This is a genomic window from Bordetella muralis (assembly GCF_054781015.1).
The window spans coordinates 136,685-154,505 of sequence record NZ_BAAGVF010000002.1 but is presented as its reverse complement, the minus strand read 5'-3'; the positions used below and the strand labels follow the sequence as shown (position 1 = coordinate 154,505).

Annotated in this window: 17 protein-coding genes; 5 read left to right on the top strand and 12 right to left on the bottom strand. The window is 55.5% G+C overall.

Features of this window, described 5'->3' with window-relative positions:
* Positions 1-4 precede the first annotated feature (4 nt).
* The 6 genes from ACYVIT_RS02760 to ACYVIT_RS02735 all read right to left on the bottom strand — a co-directional run bounded on the left by ACYVIT_RS02760 (position 5) and on the right by ACYVIT_RS02735 (position 7,878).
* On the bottom strand, positions 5-1,432 hold the full coding sequence (locus ACYVIT_RS02760; protein ID WP_415805508.1) for an aldehyde dehydrogenase family protein: 1,428 nt from the start codon (positions 1,430-1,432) through the stop codon (positions 5-7).
* A 90-nt stretch (positions 1,433-1,522) separates the two neighbouring features.
* Positions 1,523-2,734, bottom strand: coding sequence for an ABC transporter substrate-binding protein (locus ACYVIT_RS02755; protein WP_415805509.1), 1,212 nt, complete (start codon positions 2,732-2,734; stop codon positions 1,523-1,525).
* Positions 2,735-3,041: 307 nt separating this feature from the next.
* Positions 3,042-4,028, bottom strand: coding sequence for a Bug family tripartite tricarboxylate transporter substrate binding protein (locus tag ACYVIT_RS02750; protein WP_415805510.1), 987 nt, complete (start codon positions 4,026-4,028; stop codon positions 3,042-3,044).
* Positions 4,029-4,129: 101 nt separating this feature from the next.
* On the bottom strand, positions 4,130-5,149 hold the full coding sequence (locus ACYVIT_RS02745; RefSeq protein WP_415805511.1) for a cyclase family protein: 1,020 nt from the start codon (positions 5,147-5,149) through the stop codon (positions 4,130-4,132).
* A gap of 30 nt (positions 5,150-5,179) precedes the next feature.
* Positions 5,180-6,688, bottom strand: a complete 1,509-nt coding sequence (locus tag ACYVIT_RS02740; RefSeq protein ID WP_460478147.1) for a class I adenylate-forming enzyme family protein — start codon at positions 6,686-6,688, stop codon at positions 5,180-5,182.
* Positions 6,685-7,878 carry an acyl-CoA dehydrogenase family protein gene (locus ACYVIT_RS02735; RefSeq protein WP_415805513.1) on the bottom strand — a complete coding sequence of 398 codons (1,194 nt, stop codon included), beginning with the start codon at positions 7,876-7,878 and terminating at the stop codon, positions 6,685-6,687. Before ACYVIT_RS02735 ends, ACYVIT_RS02740 begins: the two co-directional genes overlap by 4 nt.
* 182 nt (positions 7,879-8,060) lie before the next feature.
* Between ACYVIT_RS02735 and ACYVIT_RS02730 the strand changes: the two genes are divergently transcribed.
* Together ACYVIT_RS02730 and ACYVIT_RS02725 are read left to right on the top strand one after the other, a co-directional pair.
* On the top strand, positions 8,061-8,843 hold the full coding sequence (locus tag ACYVIT_RS02730) for an IclR family transcriptional regulator (RefSeq protein WP_415805514.1): 783 nt from the start codon (positions 8,061-8,063) through the stop codon (positions 8,841-8,843).
* A gap of 119 nt (positions 8,844-8,962) precedes the next feature.
* Positions 8,963-9,334: a YciI family protein gene (locus tag ACYVIT_RS02725; protein ID WP_415805515.1), complete on the top strand. Its 372-nt coding sequence runs from the start codon at positions 8,963-8,965 to the stop codon at positions 9,332-9,334.
* A gap of 140 nt (positions 9,335-9,474) precedes the next feature.
* Here ACYVIT_RS02725 and ACYVIT_RS02720 read toward each other — a convergent pair whose 3' ends face one another.
* On the bottom strand, positions 9,475-9,825 hold the full coding sequence (locus ACYVIT_RS02720) for a hypothetical protein (RefSeq protein ID WP_415805516.1): 351 nt from the start codon (positions 9,823-9,825) through the stop codon (positions 9,475-9,477).
* A 186-nt stretch (positions 9,826-10,011) separates the two neighbouring features.
* On the opposite strand from ACYVIT_RS02720, the gene ACYVIT_RS02715 reads away from it, so the two are divergent.
* The 3 genes from ACYVIT_RS02715 (at position 10,012) to ACYVIT_RS02705 (ending at position 13,447) form a co-directional block, all read left to right on the top strand.
* A complete protein-coding gene (locus ACYVIT_RS02715) occupies positions 10,012-11,400 on the top strand; it encodes a transposase (RefSeq protein WP_415805517.1) in 1,389 nt (462 codons plus the stop codon).
* A gap of 212 nt (positions 11,401-11,612) precedes the next feature.
* Complete coding sequence (locus ACYVIT_RS02710; RefSeq protein ID WP_415805518.1) at positions 11,613-12,122, top strand: GNAT family N-acetyltransferase; 510 nt, start codon at positions 11,613-11,615, stop codon at positions 12,120-12,122.
* 254 nt (positions 12,123-12,376) lie between these two features.
* Positions 12,377-13,447 carry a DUF4062 domain-containing protein gene (locus tag ACYVIT_RS02705; protein WP_415805519.1) on the top strand — a complete coding sequence of 357 codons (1,071 nt, stop codon included), beginning with the start codon at positions 12,377-12,379 and terminating at the stop codon, positions 13,445-13,447.
* 197 nt (positions 13,448-13,644) lie between these two features.
* On the opposite strand, the gene ACYVIT_RS02700 is transcribed toward ACYVIT_RS02705, so the two are convergent.
* The 5 genes from ACYVIT_RS02700 to ACYVIT_RS02680 form a co-directional block, all read right to left on the bottom strand.
* Positions 13,645-14,271 (bottom strand): hypothetical protein, encoded by a 627-nt coding sequence (locus ACYVIT_RS02700; RefSeq protein ID WP_415805520.1) that lies wholly within the window; start codon positions 14,269-14,271, stop codon positions 13,645-13,647.
* Between the two features lie 135 nt (positions 14,272-14,406).
* Complete coding sequence (locus ACYVIT_RS02695) at positions 14,407-16,062, bottom strand: AAA family ATPase (protein ID WP_415805521.1); 1,656 nt, start codon at positions 16,060-16,062, stop codon at positions 14,407-14,409.
* Between the two features lie 274 nt (positions 16,063-16,336).
* On the bottom strand, positions 16,337-16,798 hold the full coding sequence (locus ACYVIT_RS02690) for a hypothetical protein (protein WP_415805522.1): 462 nt from the start codon (positions 16,796-16,798) through the stop codon (positions 16,337-16,339).
* Positions 16,795-17,556, bottom strand: a complete 762-nt coding sequence (locus tag ACYVIT_RS02685) for a hypothetical protein (protein ID WP_415805523.1) — start codon at positions 17,554-17,556, stop codon at positions 16,795-16,797. Before ACYVIT_RS02685 ends, ACYVIT_RS02690 begins: the two co-directional genes overlap by 4 nt.
* Before the next feature lie 57 nt (positions 17,557-17,613).
* Complete coding sequence (locus tag ACYVIT_RS02680) at positions 17,614-17,751, bottom strand: zinc ribbon-containing protein (protein ID WP_415805524.1); 138 nt, start codon at positions 17,749-17,751, stop codon at positions 17,614-17,616.
* Positions 17,752-17,821: the final 70 nt, after the last annotated feature.

The window sequence follows — 17,821 nt, the reverse complement described above, 5'->3', positions numbered from 1 at the left end:
GGTTTCAATACCCCACGTACGCGGTTTTCAATGATGTATAAAAGTCAACCGCATATGTACCCTGTTCGCGGGGTCCGAAGCTCGAGGACTTCGTTCCACCGAAAGGTACGTGGTAGTCGAGCCCGGCTGTTGGAAGATTAACCATTGTCAATCCGCTGCGCACGTGCAGTCGGAAGTGCTGAGCCTTGCTGTGAGATGTCGTGCATATCCCCGACGAAAGTCCATAGGGTGTGCAGTTCGCCACGGCGAGCGCTTCCTCATAGTCAGAAACGCGAATTACCGATGCGACGGGGCCAAAAATTTCCTCCTGGTTGACTCTCATCTGCGGTGTCGTTTCGGTTAAAAGTGCCGGTCGCAGAAAGTAGCCGCCGTCGATGTCCAGCGAGTCGCCCCCTTCCGTTAGTACGGCACCTTCTGATTTCGCCAATTCAATATAGCCGAGAACCTTGTCCAGTTGCGCACGGCTAATCAGCGGCCCAATCTGCGTATCGGGATCTTGTGGCCTGCCCACCACCAATTGACGCATCCGAGCCACGAGCGCAGCCACGAATCGATCATGAATGCCCTCTGCCACGATAAGCCGGCTCGATGCCGTACAACGCTGCCCAGCCGAAAAGAACGCACCATTCAGCGCGCATTCGACCGCGACGTTGAGATCTGCGTCGTCAAGTACAACTAGCGGGTTCTTCCCGCCCATCTCTAACTGGGTCCGAAGCATATGCTGTGAAGCAAGCGCCGCGATTCGTCTACCAGTCGCTACGCTCCCGGTAAAACTCACTGCGTCCACGCCTTCGAGCAGAGCGGGGCCGAGTTCGGCGCCCTCACCGTTCACCAGATTGGCCACACCGGCAGGCGTACCTACTCGCTCTAATAAACGAAACAATTCGCAAGCCACAGCCGGCGTCAACTCAGACGGCTTGAGAACCAACGTATTGCCGAATGCCATGGCAGGCGCCATTTTCCAAGCTGCGATCGCTAACGGAAAATTCCAAGGCGTGATAAGACTGATCACTCCAATCGGATGCCGGCTGATTTGTACGCCAACGTTGGGCCTCACAGATGAGAGATTCTCCCCACCATAGCGCACCGCCTCGCCAGCGAAGAAACGAAAGACATGTGCCGACCGTACCACCTCAGCAAGCGCATCGGCCCGCGTCTTCCCCGCCTCTCGGGTAATGAGTGCTGCCAACGCATCTTTGTGAACCAACAGTTCATCCGCGATGCTGTACAGCAGATCACTTCGTATCTGCGTGGTTGTGCTCTCCCAAGCGGTCGCGGCGGTCCGAGCCGCCGAGATCGCGGCAGCAGCCAGAATTGGCCCCGCGCTTGCATAGTGCCCGATCACGTCGTCCGGGCATGCCGCATTTACGCTGATGAGCGTATCGCTCCCCTTCTCCCATTTTCCTTCAATATAGTTAGCTGCCAGTGTCACGCGTCACCTCCGCTATCCGATGATACTCAGTGCTTTTTTCATAGAAACCGGCTTCAGCCGAACGTCCTGGCTGCGCAAGAAGGGCCTCACTTAGCGCTTCAAATAGGGGCATTCACTTTCCGAAATCGGGGCAAACGCGTCTTTCCCGGGAATCACCTTGATGACCTTGGCAATATCCCATTCTCCTGTGGACTCGGTAGGCGACTTGACCTGCGCCATATACATGTCATGGACAAGAAGACCGTCCTCCCGCAACACGGCGTTACGAGCGAACATGTCGTCAATAGGTGCCTCTCGCAGCTTTGCCATAATCTTGTCGCGGTCGAAGCTGCCGACCGCCTTGGCTGCTTTGAGATAGTTCATCGTCGCCGAATAGGTGGCCGCCTGCACCATGCTTGCCTGAGTCTTGTGCTTAGCGAAGAACCGCTCGGACCATTTCCTAGTGCGCTCGTCAAAATCCCAATAGAATCCGGTCGTGTACTTCACCCCCTTTACGACGTTTAATCCCAACCCCTTAATGTCGGTGTCAAAAATCAGCAGGGGCATGACCTTCTGGCCCGCCTCAATGACCCCAAACTCCGTCGCCTGCCGAATAGCATTGGTAGCATCGCCTCCCGTGTTCGCGAGAACGATGACTTTTGCACCGGAGGCTTGCCCTTGCAGAATGTACGAGGAAAAGTCACTGTCGTTTAGCGGGTGCCGTAATGTGCCTACCACTTTCCCGCCGCCCTTTAAGAGAACCTTGGTAGCATCCGCTTCAAGCATATGGCCAAAGGCATAATCCGCAGTGATGAAAAACCACGTATCGCCCTGCTCCGCTAAGATTGCCGCCGCACTCGAAGCAGCGATAGCTTGAGTATCGTATGACCAATGCGTGCTATATGGCGAGCATTCTTTATTGGTTATTGCCGATGTTGCCGAACCAGTATTCATCACAATAAAGTTCTTGTCGGCAAGCAGGTTCTGAACAGCGATACCGGTAGCTGACCCCAGCACATCGGTGACCATGACCACGCCGTCTCGATCCACCCATTCTCTGACTCGGGACGCAGCGATGTCCGGCTTGTTCAAGTGATCCGCCGACAAAACCTTGATGGGCCGCCCAAAGATCTCGCCGCCGAAATCTTCTACAGCCATTTGCGCCGCAACTACCGAACCGCGTCCACCGATTTCAGAGTAGAGGCCCGACATATCGGTCAGTACACCGATATTTACGGTATTGGAGGATTGGGCCACTACAGACGCCGTCATCGAAAGACACGCGGCCAGGGCAGCCGCCCTCGCCTTTATGTGAAAGTTCATTTCTGTCTCCGTCTATTTTTTTGCGTTCTTAGTGCTACTGAGAAAGGCCGGTTGTTGCGCTCTGTCCGCATCGGCCAAGGCCGCCGATACCGGCTCGTAGGCTTTGCTACGAACGTATATTGCAGTTGCGCTGAACCGCCGTCTAATAGCAAATAGCGACTCACCGATAACGAACGTATATCGCTTACAGACAGGTTAGGAGGGCTGTTCGCGGGGTCGCCGCAGGCAGGAGAACCGGAGACCATAGGCGCCTTCGCCAGTCCGAACCAGTGTTCGGCATCCTGCCACAGGACTGCGCCTTTGCCGCCTACTCGATGCGTGCGCCCGCCTGCTCCACCACCTTGCCCCAACGATCGTATTCCGACTTGATATAGGCGCGGTACTTTTCAATCGAACCGCCCAGTACGATGGTGCCCTGCTGGTCCAGTTTTTGCCGCACCTCAGGCGAAGCCAGCGCATTGTTGATAGCGGTGTTGATCTTCGCCAGCACCGGCTCGGGCGTGCCGGCCGGCGCCACGATGCCCTGCCAGGCCAGGCTCTCGAAACCCGGGATCAGGGTTTCCGCCACAGTCGGCACGTCGGGCATGCCCGACCAGCGTTCTTTGCTGGTGATGGCCAGCGCGCGCAGCTTGCCCGCCTGCACTGGCGAAATCACCGTATTCAGCGTGGTGGTGGTGAACTGCGTAGCGCCTGCAATCAGGTCCACCTGGGCCGGCGCTGTGCCTTTGTAGGCCACGTGAGTCGCTTTCAGATCCAACATGCTCAAGAGCTGTGCGGCGGTCAGATGTTCGATGGCGCCCACGCCCGAGGACGCATAGTTGTATTTGCCCGGCGCGGCTTGGATCATTTCGACCAGGGCCTTGGGGCTCTGGGCCGGCACCTGCATGTTTACCGCCAGCACCAGCGGCACCGCCGCTGTCAGGCCTGCCGGCGCGAAATCCTTAAGGGGATCGAAGCCAGGCGACTGATAGACCCAGGGCGCGATGACGATGGACGAGGTGTTGTAGAGCAGCGTGTAGCCATCAGCGGGGGCCTGTGTCAGTGCGGTGGCGGCGATATTGCCTGCCGCGCCTGCCTTGTTCTCGACGATGACCGGCTGGCCCAGCTCGCTGCCCATTTTCTCGGCCAGGATGCGTGCCACATTGTCGGTCGGCCCGCCTGGGGCAAAGCCTACCAGTAGGCGAATGGGCTTTGACGGCCAGGTATTAGCTTGAGCGACTGCGTTGCTACTCACAGCAAGCGCAGCGGCGCCGCACAACAATGTGGCACGCAGGATTCCGATTAGCTGTTTCATGTCTCTCTCCTTTTTAGAAATCGTCGTTCTTATACGATGCGCGGAGTCTTGTGCCCTGCCATGCCATCAGTCTTCTGAATTTCCGATGGCATGGCAGGCTGCTATACGGTAGCGATCGGGTTCAGCGGCGAGCCCACCGCGCCGGGCAGATGCAGCGGCGGCGCGGTCAGCAGAAATGCATGACGCTCGTGCCGCGCCAGCCATTCGGCCAGCGGGGTCAGATGCCACAGTTCACCCAGATGCAGGCCCAACTTGAACAGGCAACGCTCGTGCAACGGCAACAGCGCATGGCAGCCATCGCCCTTGAAATCGTAGGGTCGATCCTCGACCGCATAGTTGTCGGCGATCAGCGCAGCGATGCCACTATCGTCGATCCAGTCCAGCAGTCGGCTGTCTGAACCATCGAGCACGGCGCATGAGCGCGCCAGCCGCTGCGCGTCGGGCTTGCCCCCCATGCCCAGCACTACATCGGCAAAACCGGTATGCAGGCACAACATGTCGCCCCTGCGCACCTCGACGCGGTCGTGTTCGATCACGCGCATCAGATCGTCGTAGCCAACGCGCTTGCGCTCGTCGCCGAAATGGCGCCGCAGGTCGAGCAGCACGCCACGACCCTGTACACCTTTGGCCGCCATGTGCTCGATGCCCAGGCGATGCGCGCGCGATGGGCTGTCGCGGTCTTCGTGTTGATGCGAGAAATTCTGCTTGCCGGTGTAGCCGTTGTAGAACACGATCTCGGCAACCCCATCGCCATCGGCATCGAAATGCGAACCGATGTGCGACAACGCATCCCATTGCGTCGAGTACTGCAGACTCATGGCCACCATGTCGTCGCACGCCACGTCGGTGGTGTTATGGTCGTGCTGAAAGGCGTGCAGGTACATGGGCTTGTCGTCGCGCCGGGTCGGCATCAGACGCGGAGGATGGCGCGCCGGGTTCAGTACATTGCCACCCGGCAGATCCAGCGGCAGGCTCAGGCTGAACACAATGCCCTCCTGCACCTCGGCCACGGCCTCGCGCACTTTCTCGGGGGTCAGCAGATTGAGCCGGCCCAGTTGGTCGTCATCACCGAAATCGCCCCAGTTTGAACCAGGGGGCCGTTGTTTCCATCGTCGGGTCATGATGTGTCTCCTGTGTTATCGATGCAGAGATCAGCGTCGCGTCACGCTCAGATCCACCATTTGCGTCGGCAGGTCGGCCAGCAGATGACGCTTGATTTTCTGGGTTTCGGTTTTGGGAATGACGGGCACGAACGAGAAATAGCGCGGCGCCATATAGGCCGGCAGGCGCGCCTGTAGGAAGGCCTGCAGAGCCTTGGCATCAGGCTCGCCTTGCAGCACCACGTATGCATGTACCTCCTCGCCCATGATGTCGTCGGGCACGCCCACCACCGCGCAATCGCGCACCTGCTCGTGCTTGAGCAACTGTTGCTCTATCTCGGTGGGCGCAATCATTTCGCCGCCGCGCCGGATCAATTCCTTTTGGCGTCCGTCGAAATACAGGAAGCCATCCTCGTCCAGATAGCCGCGGTCGCCAGTGTGCAGCCAGCCCTGTTTGAGCGTGCCGGCCGTGGCCTCGGGATTGCGCCAGTACTCAGAGAAGAACACGTGCGGGCGTTTGGAGCGCGCCACGATTTCGCCCTTGACGCCGGTGGCCACCGGCGCGCCAGCATCGTCCACCACGGCCAACTCGATGCCCTCGCGTGCATATCCCACCGAGCCGAAGCGTGCGCGCTGAGGCGTATTCATCGATACCCAGCCGCCGGTTTCCGTCATACCGTACAGCTCGCGCACCGAGATGCCAAAGCGCGATTCGATCGCCTCCCACACACGGGCCGGCGCGCCACCACCTACGCACCAGCGCAGGGTGTGATCGCGGCGCGGTTCGGGATAGTGCTTGTCCAGGATCGACAGCACCGTACCTACATAGGTGAAACCAGTAGCGCGATGCGCTATCGCTTCGTCAAAGAAGCGACTGGCAGAGAAATTCCGCAACAACACCAAAGTGGCGCCGCAACCCAGCACCGAGGCCACTGCGTACATCTGCGGATTGGCGTGGAACAGCGGCAGGAACACGAGGATGCGATCGGCGCGGGTCAGTTCCAACGATTGCATCATGTCGTCGCTGGCAGCCTCATAAGCGCCGTGCGGCAGCGTCACACCTTTAGGCAAGCCGGTCGTGCCCGACGTGAACAGAATGCTGTTCACGTCGCCTGCGCCGCGCTGCGGCCCGGCCCAGCGCGGCGGTGATTCAGCCGGAGGCAGATCCATCGCGGCGTCGATCTCCATCACCGGCGGTGCGCCATCCATATTCGCCAGCGTGTCACGGCGTAGCGTCAGCAGCTCGGGCTCGATGATCAGCAGGCGCGATTCGCTCTTGGCCAGCGAGTAGCAAAACCCCTCGCCCACCAATCCAGTGTTCAGCGGCACGCTCACCGCGCCCAGCTCGCTCAGCGCGAACCAGCAGGCTAGAAAGGCCGGGCGGTTGCCGCACATCAGCGCGACATGATCGCCCGGCCGCACCCCGGCGTCGTGAAGGCGTACCGCCATGGCGCTGACCATGTCCGCCAGTTCCCGGTAGCGGTACTGGCGGGCTTCAAAAACGAGCGCAATGGCGTCGGGCTGGCTGTCGGCCAGGCTATACAGGCGGTGGGTGATCACGTCTTCTTGGGTCCGGACAGATGGTTGGCGGCAAAGGCGAGCAATTGCTTGCCGATGGTGTTCTTGAGAATTTCGGACGAGCCGCCGGCGATCTCATAGGCCTTGGCGTCGCGCAGATAACGGCCGAACGGCGCGTGTTCGGTCACGCCATAAGCGCCGCAGATTTGAATCGCCTGCTCGGCCGCGCGCGTAGCGACTTGGCTGGCTGCGAGCTTCGCCTCGCTGGCATAGCGCGCGATCTCGCGGTGTTCGTCCAATGCCGCGCAGGCCTCGTACACCAGCAAGCGGGCAGCGTCGATCTGGGTCGCCAGGTCAGCGAAATACCACTGAATGCCTTGGAAACCCAGGACCTTTTGGTCGAACGCCTCGCGTCCGGCCGCATAGGCCAGCGCGTTGTCGAACGCGGCGCGGGCGATGCCCAGGCTGATGGCACCGGCCATCGTGCGCGAAAAATCCAACGTAGTCACAGCCTGGCGCACGCCCTTGCCTTCGACGCCGATCAGATGATCGTCGGGCAGGACCACGCCGTCCAGGATCAGATCCACGTGCGGACCGTTGCGCAGGCCGAATGTGCCGGATGTCGGGCCGTTGAACGTTGACACCCCGGGCATGTCCCGACGCACGAAAAATGTGGACACGCCATGATCCGTCTCGGCCAGGACGATATAGGCCTCGGCCGCCGAACCCGAGGTGATGAACGACTTGCGGCCATTCAACGTCCATCCGCTCGCGCCGCGTTGCGCCTTTGTATCCAGGCTGCGGATATCGCTGCCATGATTCGCCTCTGTGAGCGCGTAGGCGGTGATCAGGCCCTGGGCGAATTCCGGCAGCACCGCTGCCTTTAGCGACTCGGCGCCGAACTGGTTGATCAAAGTCTGCGCCTGCAAAATGGTGATCAGGCTGATCCCCACCGCTGCGCTGCCGTACGAGGCCTCCTCGAACACTGCGGCGCAGTGTCCGTATGGGGCCGCGCTGCCGCCCCATTCGCGCGGCAGCGTCAGGCTGGTATAGCCGTGGCGCGCCATGGTCTTGATGATGTGCACGGGGTACACGTCCTGCCGGTCGATGGCCTCGGCCTCGGGCAGCACGGTATCGGCCACCACGCGCCGCAGCTCGCGCAGGAACGCCGGATCCACTCTGTCGCGCCACAGCGCGGGACTGCATTGGTATGAGTTCGCGATGTCGATCATGTCTTTGCCTCCTCCCGAACGCGGTGACACCGCCGGGGTTGGGTTTGGACTATAGAAACGAAACGGGGCAAAATCGCGGATACCTGTAAAAAGTTCCGCACTACGGAACACTAGTACCAGCAGTCAGAAAAAAGCGGCGCGCCGGGTGGCACGCCAGCACAACGACGAGGCAGGAGACAGTAATGGAGGACAACGGCACCCCGCGGGCCAGCGGCGATACCGTGCAAAGCGTCAGGCGCGCGCTGGAGATTCTGCGCATCCTTTCCTACAGCTCGTCATCGAGCGGCATGCGGTTTTCCGACCTGCAGGCGCAGAGCGGGCTGAGCAAAGGGACGCTACATCGTTTTCTAAAAACGCTGAGCGCTGAGGGTTTTATCGAGCAGGCTGCGGGTAGCCGCGTTTATTACCTGGGGTTGGAATTTCTGTCCTTGGGTGAACGCGCCGCCAATCGCCTGGACATCCAGGCCGTCACCCGGCCGGCGCTGGAGCGGCTGGCTCATAGCACCGGCGACACCGTCATGCTGACGATACGCAGCGGGCTGGATGCCGTCTGTATAGACCGCAAAGAAGGCTCCTTTCCAGTCAAAGTGCTAACCCAGAACATCGGCACCCGCCGGCCATTGGGTGTGGGTTCGGGCAGTCTGGCGCTATTGGCTGCGTTCGACGACGGAGAGGTTGAGAACGTGCTACGCCGCATTCAGGGGCGCCTGCGGCCCTATCCCAGCCTGGATGTGGACAAGCTGCGCGCGATGGTGGCCGACACGCGCGAGCGGGGGTATGCGTTCAACCCGGGGCATCTTCTCAAGGGGATGTATGGCATCGGTGTTGCGATTTATCTCGCTCGTCAGCCGGTTGCTGCATTGAGCGTCGCTGCGCACTATGGTCGCATGGGTCCGGAGCGTCGCAAGACTATTGCTGCAGCGCTGAAACGGGAGGCGGATGGAGTGACAGAGGGATTGGGGTGAAGGTAGGGATGTACGGATGAGATAGGCTGGCGAGGTTCGCTACAAATTTTTTCCCAGAAGTATGTCGATTTCCGAGCATCAGATTCGTCGTTAGCGTATTAACCCTAAAAGGATCTCCCATGAAATATCTCGGCCTGGCTTATTTCACGCCCGAAAAATTTGCTGCGATGGCGCCAGATGATGTAGACAAACTGGTGAGCCAATGTCCAGATTTGGACGAGAAGATGCGCGCCACCGGCAAGGTCCTGGTTTCTGCGTCGCTAGGTGATGTCGAGAATTGGAAGACGCTCCGTCCACGCAATGGCAAGACGAGCATCACCGACGGGCCCTACACCGAGTCGAAGGAAGTGGTGGGCGGTTTGTTCATTATTGAGGCGGATAGCCATGAGGAGGCACTGCGCATTGCGTCCATGCATCCGGCTGCCACGCTGGGTGAAGAAGGCGGATGGGCCGTGGAGCTTATTCCGATGGATTTCTATCTGGCCCTGTGAGGGTTGGAAACCGCAGCGTTGCCATGCTCTGGCTGCGCTGCGCATGTTTTCGAACTACCGAAGACCGCGAGAGCGCAAGCGGTCGTGGGGTCGATCATCCGACGATCGGAGCGGAAACCGATCGCCCCTGGCGAGGGCGTTCAGGCGGTCAGGAAGCGCAAGACCTCGGCCCAATCGTTAGTCGACAGGGCGACGTCCTCGAAGTCGCCAGCTTCCTCGTCGTAGCGCGAAACGCAGAAGCGCTGGCTCCTGCCGGATTCGCGGTCGGCATAGTTGGCGTAGTCGACATAAACTTTCAAGCCGCGCTCTTCGTTCTCGAATGAAGGCGCTGCATCGATGTAACTCGATGCGTCGAAATACCCTTCGGGCAGGGGCGGCAGGGTTGTTATGTCGAAGTCGGGAAATTCGCGACGAAGTCGTTCAAGGTTCATAAAGGAAGCATGTGGAGGCTGAAGACCTGACATTTTACGTTGTTCAGCGTCAGTCGCCACGATGTCTCCCGAAGCAGAGTTTGGCTTAGCACTGCGCGAATTTGTGCAATGCCACGTAAAGAGACTCGGCGTCCGCTCTGCGCCTCGACGAAAGACCGCTGCTGGTCGATTCTGTTGAAAAACTCGCCGCGGTCGCGGTCGTCTGGCAGAATTTGCAAAGCGCCAACGAGTTCAGAGAGCACCGACATGATGGGTCATCAAGCGGGCGGACAAGAGCGGTTGTTCTACGCCTTCAACCTTGAAGACGTCATTCCCCCGACCCACCTTCTGAGAGCCATCGATCGCTGCCTGGATCTGAGTGAACTCCACCGACACCTGGCAGAGCACTACAGCCATACGGGCCGCCCCTCCATTGACCCCGAACTCATGATCCGGATGCTGATCGTTGGGTATTGCTACGGCATCCGCTCCGAGCGACGTCTGTGCGAAGAGGTTCAACTGAACCTTGCCTATCGATGGTTCTGTCGTCTCAGCCTCGAGGATGCAGTGCTCGATCACTCGACCTTCTCCAAGAACCGACACGGACGCTTCCGAGCCAGCGATACCTTCCGCTGGTTGTTCGATGAAGTGGTCCGTCGTTGCATGGCTGCGGGCCTAGTCAAAGGCGAAGGCTTCGCTGTCGACGCCAGCGTCGTGGCCGCTGATGCGAGCCGCCAGCGCGGTGTTCCTGCCAGTGAGGTCACCGACTGGTCGAACCCCGCACTCAGCACGCGTGCCGTGCGCGAGTATCTCGAAGCGCTCGGCGACGAAGCGTTTGAGCAAACCGTTCCCCGGCGGATCTCGCTGACCGATCCGCAGTCACGGTGGACAGCCGCCCCTGGCGGCCCCGCATTCTTCGCCTATTCGACGAACTATCTGATCGATACTGAGCATGGCGTGATCCTCGACGTCGAAGCTACCCCTGCGCATCGCACCGCAGAAGTGGACTCTACCAAGACGATGGTGGATCGTGTCGAGGAACGATTCGACATCACCCCTGAACGGCTCATCGGCGATACCGCTTACGGCACGGCTCCGATGCTGGCGTGGATGGTGCAAGACAAGGGGATCGAGCCGCACGTCCCCGTCTGGGACAAAACCCAGCGCAAGGACGACAGTCTATCGAGCAGCGACTTCCAATGGGATGGCGAGGCCAACGAATATCGTTGCCCCGAGGGGCATGCACTGCGCAGTGAGCGGCGCATATTTAAGATCGAGCGCACTCACGTCACCAGGGCAGGCACCGTAATCTACCGGGCCAGCAACAAGGACTGCGGTACGTGCGCTATGAAGCCGCGGTGCTGCCCTAATACGCCGATGCGTAAGATCGCTCGCAGCATTTACGAGGATGCACGCGACGTAGCCAGGCGTATCGGCGCCACCGTGCAATACCAGCGCTCACGTCACGAACGAAAGAAAGTCGAGGTGTTGTTTGCACATCTCAAACGTATTTTGAAGATTGACCGCTTGCGGTTGCGCGGACTCACTGGTGCAGCAGACGAATTCACGCTCGCAGCAGCCGTTCAGAACCTACGTCGTCTTGCGATGCTTACCTCTCAGGGGCCACCGGTTCAGGGCACAGGTGCGCCCGCTTGAGGCGAAACCCACCGATTAACAAGGCAACCGGGCATCAGTACCCGGTTCCAATCGAAAAAAGGCGAAAGCCGCCTGGTCATCGGGCTTGCAAGCGCGACAAATTGCGACGAGCAATCGAGTTTTTCAACAGAATCGGCCAGAAGCGAACATTGATTGGGAGAGGTCAGATCGGCGACAATCTAGGCCTGCCCATGTTTACACGATGGAGGCCCATGAGCGTGATTCAGATACGTCGAGTGATTCCCACTGACGCCGCCGAATTAATTGCCGCTAACTTAGCAAATCAGGACTACCACTTACCTTGGGTCTCATCCTTTACCGATAAGGCGGGATTCGATAATTGGTTTTCCCGTGGCCTCACTGGACCGAACGTCGGTCTCATTGCGCGAGAATTGGCATCTAAGAAAGTTATTGGCGTAGTAAACATTAACGAGATAGTCGCAGGCGCTTTTCAGAGTGCATATCTCGGGTACTACGGGATGCAGGATTTCGCCCGGACCGGGTTGATGACTCAGGTGCTACGAGCGACTGTGGACTATGCGTTCAGCGAACTGGGCTTGCATCGGCTGGAGGCGAACATCCAACCTGGGAATGCAGCTTCGATCGCACTTGTGCGTCGGGTGGGTTTCAAATATGAAGGCTTTTCGCCAAGCTATCTCTGCATAAACGGCGAATGGCGAGACCATGAGCGTTGGGCTTTGCTTGCCGATCTGCACAAATAGGTGAGCTTTCCCTCTGCGTAAAGCCGACAGGCGGCTTTGGGTCGAAAACAGTCACTCGAAAACGTCCGTTTTCGGCCGTGAGCAGTCATTCCAGCATGGTTCTTTAACCACTCATAATAGGCTTCAATCTTTTAGGTTTGCCTAAAAGATTTACTTGCGATTGCTCACTCTCATCATTACGGATAAATTCATTCTTACAAGAACGACGAGCATTTTTGCATGTCGTCTAAATCTAGTTAAATTTCACGAGGTCCATGACTCAAATGAAGCGTCGTCTACAGGTATTCATATCAAGCACGTTTACAGACCTGCTTCCAGAACGTCAGGCGGCAGTGAGTGCGATTTTGAAAGCTGGGCATATCCCGGCGGGAATGGAATTATTTACATCCGCTGACCGCTCGCAGATGGCAACCATCAAGCAATGGATCGACGAATCGGATGTCTACATGCTAATTCTTGGCGGGCGATACGGATCGGTCGAGCCTAGCTCTGGGATTAGCTATACCGAACTGGAGTATGACTACGCGATACAGCAAGGAAAGCCGTTTTTTGCAGTAGTCATAACGGATGACTGCCTAGAGGCAAAGATTCGCTCGAACGGCTCGACATTTATGGAAAAGGAGAACCCCAAGGAGTTAGGCCTCTTTAGGCAAAAGGTCCTAGGGAGTATTTCTTCGTTCTTCGATGACCCCAAGGACATAAAACTATGCGTTCACGAAACACTAGCCGACTTTGCAGCCAATAGATCGCTCAAAGGGTGGGTTCGAGCAGACGAAGTAGTTGACACAAAGCCTCTCTTTGAAGAAATCTCCAAGCTTTCAGAAGAAAACCGCCAGCTCAAGGAGTCGATGCTGGAGCTTGAAAAGCGAACATTCTCTCAATCTACGAAGCAGGCTGAAACTTTCGCAGAGCTCCGGGAAGTTCTAGGAGCGATCGATATCAAGATCCCTGCGAAGTTGGCAGACGGAACCGAGACCACAGTTGATCTCCTGAGCATCTTCTATAGCAATAAGGACACGCTTATCAGTGGAGTCACCAATCGGATTGGTGGGAGTGATAGTGAGTCCTTCTTCTTCTTCAACGTGTGTCCAAAGCTTCAGGTCCACGGGTTGGCAGTGAGTGAGAAGGTGGCCGGAGTTCGCTATCGACGATACACGATTACCCCGCTGGGAAGTGCATTCTTGGCCGATATAGAGAAGAGACATCTTCTCAAAAAGAAGAAATCCGACCCACCAGTTGTCCAAAACGATACTCCGCAAGCCAAGAACGGGGAAACGAAGGCCCCCGCTAAGCGGCCGCCGCGATCGGCAAAAGCAAAACTTTGAGTTCGAGACTCTGAAGCTTAAACCTTCCATCGAGAGGGCCAGCCCCAGCAAGCCGAGTCTTGCCTCTCGCGTCACACCTTAATAGTTTGCAGTCTGCTTTAGGTCGAATTCAGACAGTCTCGAAAGACTGCTCTCGACCCATAGCGGTCGGCCGTATCTGAAGTGAAGGGATGCCAGATTGGGCCTAGAAAGAATATCTAAGCGTCCAGCAATAACTGCAGTACTCTGTCAGATAGTTCTCTGCGCTCAAGCCACCGTTGGGCCGGCGAGTTGCAAACATCTATAGCGAGCCATTGAAATGATCCTCGGTGGGAAATTCCAGTTGGCATGATATGCGACCGTTGTGGGTCTTTTTTGTCGTACATGTAGTCCACATCATTTTCTTTAGCAGGTACGCGAAACATTGCTATTGGCTCAGATAGGCTTCGATCTTGCGCAATTTCATGCTTTTCCATTGTGATTCGCAGTAGTCGGAAATCATGAGCTAAAGCCTTCAAAAAAGAACTGTCAGCAATTAGCTTGCGCTCTTGGGATAAGCGGATGATTTCATAAACTTGCCCTATCCATATCTCGGACAGCGAACCCAGCGGCTCTGCGACCCATGGGCGTATCTCATCGCTCAAAACCTCACTTATTAACTCATCTTCCATACATCTGAGCACAGCATCCAGTCGGCCTACTCGTTGAATGGATGTATGAAGTCCAGACTTAGACAATGATCCGCCCAGGCGATGTGACCCTTGAACCCACGCTTGAGTAATAGCAACTTGCTGCTGTGCTGCCAATTGATAGCTAGAAAGAATTAGTTCGGATACAGACAACACGGTTCAAATCCATGGTTGTGAATGGTCAATCTTAGCGACACACCGGGTGACCGCTCCTGGCCGCAAGCTGTCAGTGGGTGTCTGCTTTCGACCCTTAGCTGCCGTTCGTAGTATGTGACAACTAACCAAAGGCACTCATTCAGCCGTGTAAACCAAGGCTAAGCGTAATTTCTGACGCAACTCTGCAGTGAGGCTAAAGTCGACAGGCTTGAAGTTATGACGGAGCGAGCGCATCAGGTCAGCAGCAGATTTGCAGCCCGCACGTGGCGCTAATTTGTGAGCAAGCTCTTTAGCCGGCAATAACCTTAGTGCTCTCTCAATATCAGTTGCGGCGATAACTGCGTCAATTTCTGCTACTACGGCATCCAGTTGGCCTTCGACTATCTCTGGTGAAAGTTTTTGGTGCGCCTTTTCAATCTCCGTTTCAGCCGCTTCTCGCATTTTCTGAAGCAATTGCTCCCGATTACCGGCTGCACTCAATAAACTCCGATCGAGACTGAGGCCCAGGCGTATATGGGAGGCAGCAAAGACTCGTCGGGCGGCGATTATAAGCTTCCTGTCTTCAAGCTCTTTGAGAATCGCGGCTACGATTACTTCCTTCGCAAGTGGAGGCTCTACTGAACCTATCCTAGATGCTACTGCCACAATGATATCCGGGACGCATAAATAGGCCTCAGCCTCATGTAATGGCAGCACATGAATACTTGCTGATGTCAGCTCATGCAGATATGTTTCATCCCGATAATCGGAATCAATAATTCCCGCTAGCGCTATTCTCGACGTTATCTTCTCCCAGACGCCGCTCTTGTCAACAATAGAAACCACATCGGAGCACCCACCAGCAGCAAAAATCTCAATTGTGCTGTCACCCATGATCCAACGATAAAATATCGCATCGAATGACTTTTCGTGCCCTTCAGTAACAATCACTTGATTAGCTGAAAGAATACCCGGGAGGCTACCGAGCAAAGCCGTAGTTTCCGCTCTGGGAAGGGAGCTTAAGCCTGTGAATTCGGCGATGTTTGCTGCGTCTGCGCTGATAATCCACACTTTACGGACGTTATTGCGAAGCGCAAAACTGATACTGTGTGTCGCATAGATAAATATCTTTTCGGGAAATTCGTTTTCCAGCAGTGTCCATAGTCGCTCAGCCAACTCTGGGTGTAGGTTAAGCTCTGGCTCATCCGCAATGATCACGGTATGTTCCGGAGTAAGTTCTAATAAATCGGCCAAAATCGAGAAGACTTGTTTTTCGCCGTCGGACATCTCAGAGGGACCGTATGAATTTCCGCCTTTTGACGCAACAAGACGCTTGGCATTGGATTCGTATTTCAGCGAAATAAGAGGGAAAATTTCATTAAATAGTTCGAATAGACGCTCGAGAGGTGGTTGTTGTCTTTTTGGGCATTCCCCTTGCTGTCCCCCTTCCACCCATTGACTCACAAGGTCTGAGTGTTCAGCCTTGATCTGCGCATCGCGCCTATCGAGAACAACTAATGCATCAAACAATCTGTCCGCAAGAGATAAGGTCCTTTTCTCTTCGTAGTTAGATACGATTTTTTCGAATACATCATAGTTTCTAAAGTTTTGCACTTCAAATTTTAAAACGTCCGCTATTTTTATCGTTCGACCGCCCTCTATGTACACGACCTTACAGTTATTCTGTCCGTGTGCGCCATTCTTAATTTCATTTAGAAGCTTAGATTTACCGGAGCCGTTAGCTCCGAGGATGACGTTAACCTGCTCGAAGTCAAAACGATGTCCTGCATATTGAGTGGAAATGTGCTGCATTACCCGACCCTTGCTTTAAAGTTATAAAGAATTCCGTTTGGCAGTTCTAGATTATCGGACGTCTTTAATGCTCGTCTCGATTCTACGGCGGTTGGTCAAAAAGGATGAGAAACGATCCGAGGAGACTGTTGACAACTGGCCGCTCTTGACGGAAAACGGGCATTCGCGCAGGGCCGCTCTCGACCCACAACCGCAATGCACCGGGATTTACTGCACCGATCGGAGGTTGGCCAATGCTGACATTCCGAGTATCTGCGCTATATGACAGAGAAATTCAAGTCGATGAGGAAGTTAAGATCGACCTGAGCGGTAGTTTTAGAGAAATGTAATTCCCTCGGCCATCGAAGACCCAATCTGTAGTTTCGATATGCGTAATTCTATAAACGGCAAGCTTGATCAGCATGCATAAAGCGGCTTGCCCAGAAATTACTATATACACCTCTGACCACTTCCTTTGCTTTAGGAATTTAGCGAGGCCTTCCAAGCGTTCCTTTGCAAAATCGGCAAGCGCTTCAGATGAGGAAAGATCAGCAGAACCTTCATAAAAAACGTACTTCTCGCCCCGAAAGACGTAGTCGGGAAAACTGTGCAAACCTTGATTCACGAGTATCGTGCAGACATCGCTGTTGCGATCCATAGTGGATAGCCCACGTAATGTCTGCTCCACCTCAATCCGCGAGTACCGTTGAAGCAGGTTTGTTAATTCCAAAACCAGATTATTTTCAGCCATACTCATTCTACTCGTTCCAAAAGAAGTCGAATGTCTTCTTCAAAGTGAGAATGCCAAGGTGTCCTCTTCGACACATAAAATCCCGGCACCGCCCGCCTTCCCGGGCCATTCGTCCCAAACACAATCCATATGCGACTGTCGAAGTGAACAAAGGAGTAGCGCAGCACAGTCGAGACGCGCTTAATTTGGATCAGCTTTCGTTCCGAGTCAAGGCTATTCACTATATCGTCGATCTTTCTGAGGCCGTCTTCCACATTAGCGTGAGAATAGTCCGCTTCGATAAATTTCTGAGCATAGCCTCCGGTTTTTATCGTAATAATGGTAGTTTTATTACCTTTCCTTGTTCGCTCAGCAAGAAGTTTTATACAGTTGTCAATCAATTTTCCGGAATAATTTACACCAATCGTCAAATCCGTCGAAGAAATAAAATACTCAGTGAAGTTAACGGATTTCGAGTCTTCGTAGAAGCCGCAAATCCCTGATTGGGCTGCCTGGGTGCTCCCTAGGATTTCTTCTCGAACTTCCGCAAAGAATGCCGAGCGGACGTATCTGTCAAAGAACCACTGCAGTATTCCAATAACAAGAAACAGAGCGCCAACTCCAGCAATGTTTGATCCAAAATCAATTTTCCAATATTTAAGATCGATTGCATTCCCGAGAACAATAAGCACAATGCCAATTATGGCTAGAGCCAAGGCGACGATGATCGACTTCGTGCTGACTAACGGTGTTTGTTCAGGCGATTTAAACATGACTTTTGACAAGTTTGCGTTCAAACGAGGGGTGGATGCAGAGTCCAGGTATCCTTATCGAGAGTAAAGCTACGACTCAATTTCCTCAGTCCCATGACATTTTGAGCATGGCGGCAAAACATCAGAGTTATCGTCAAGAAAAATCCGTTGCCCGCAGCTAACACAAACGTATGTCCCTCTTCCCGGCTTCTCTCCGGTAGTCGACATTTTCTTCTCCTGTGAAATGTATAGTCCGTAATTGAATTCACCGTGGCCGGACTAACTCCCTCGGTTCTTT